At 41.7% G+C, this 1,780-nt stretch carries 1 protein-coding gene; it reads left to right on the plus strand.

From position 1 onward, the window contains the following. Positions 1-407: 407 nt before the first annotated feature. A partial coding sequence (locus tag AC1DPZ_RS26490; RefSeq protein ID WP_477409142.1) for a methyltransferase RsmF C-terminal domain-like protein occupies positions 408-1,780 on the plus strand: 1,373 nt, incomplete at its 3' end.

A 1,780-nucleotide genomic window follows, 5' to 3' on the forward strand; every position in this document is an offset into this window, starting at 1 on the left:
TCTTTCGCTCTCTCAAGCACCCTTCCGTTTGGGTCTGCAAAGGTAGAAACCTTTTCCTATTTTCCAAAACTTATTTTTTTTATTTTGTTTTGGCCCTAAATCGATCATTTTCACTAAATCTTCCTCTTCGATTGCGGGTTGCAAAAGTGCGAATTCTTTTCCGATTTGGCAAGTGATATATTCACTTATTTTAATCTTTTTTTTATTCGCTAACTCTTCAAAAAACAACGCCCTTTTTCTTGAGCGGCCACAAATGTACACAGAAAACCGGTTACGCACCAAGAGAAATTTTCAAATAATTAAAACAATTTTCCAAGTGCCTGTAAACTAACCTCAAATTCGCCTAATCTGTACAGTATTACCTTATAAAGAATAGCATTTATTGAATTTGTATATTTACAAGGTATATGAGCAACTACCGGTTTCCCGATAATTTCCTGCAATCATTGAGCGCAGAAAATGGATTTGACGAAGAAAATTTCATCAATGCACATCAACTTGCTGATGCGCCTACCTCTATAAGGTTGAACCCTTTTAAGCCTTCGGCATTAAAAACAAGCCAACAGGTGCCCTGGTGTACCGATGGTTTCTATTTAAACACCCGTCCATCCTTCACTTTCGATCCGCTTTTTCATGCGGGTTGCTATTATGTACAGGAGGCATCCTCGATGTTTATCGATCATATATTTAAAAATATCCGCCCAAACATCGACGAAGCAGTAAAAGTACTTGATCTTTGCGCTGCTCCCGGAGGCAAAAGCACACTGCTAAACTCGGCCATCAATGCCGATGACCTGTTAGTGGCTAACGAAATTATTAAAACCCGCGTACCTATATTAACCGATAACCTTAGCCGTTGGGGACAAGCCAATGTTATCGTCAGCAATAACGACCCTAAAGATATCGGCCGACTTAAAAGCTTTTTTGATATTATCCTGGTTGATGCCCCTTGCTCCGGCTCGGGCATGTTCCGGAAAGACCCACAGGCAATGAACGAATGGTCGAAAGCTAACGTAGAGCTTTGTCATCAGCGGCAGGAAAGGATCCTGGCTGACATACTGCCCGCCTTAAACGAAGATGGATACCTTATATATAGCACCTGCTCCTATTCGCACCAGGAAAACGAAGATATACTGGATTGGCTTTGCCAGGAATTTGATATGGAAAGCGTACGTATACCTATATATAAGGAGTGGGGAATTGTTGAAACGCAATCAGCCCGGCAAAAAGCATGGGGTTACCGCTTTTACCCGGGACAGGTTAAAGGTGAAGGCTTATTTGCCAGCTGCCTTAAAAAAAGATCCAACACCGGCGAACTGGGCACCTTTAAAAACAATATGCATCAAAAAATAAGCAGTACAGAAATTGACCTGGTAAAAACCTACATCAACAATCCGGATGATTTCTACTACTTTAAAGTGAATGAAGATTGGCTCGCAATTAATCGCATCCATAAGGAAAGTTTGAATATCTTACAGCGACATCTGTACCTCAAAAAATCGGGGGTACGTGTGGGCAAACTGATGGGTAAAGACCTAATACCCGACCATGAACTTGCTTTAAGTACCATTATTAATAAGCACGCTGTTTTGCAAACCGAACTAACTTATGACCAAGCCATCCAATACCTGCGCCGCGATAACATCAACCTCAATCCTACCGAAAAAGGCTGGAGCCTGATGAACTTTGATGAACAGGCTTTGGGCTGGGCTAAGCTGCTACCTAACCGGATCAACAATTATTATCCAAAGGAAATAAGGATATTGGCAAGCCCCCCAAC

The sequence above is a fragment of the Mucilaginibacter sp. P4_G9 genome, assembly GCF_056400985.1.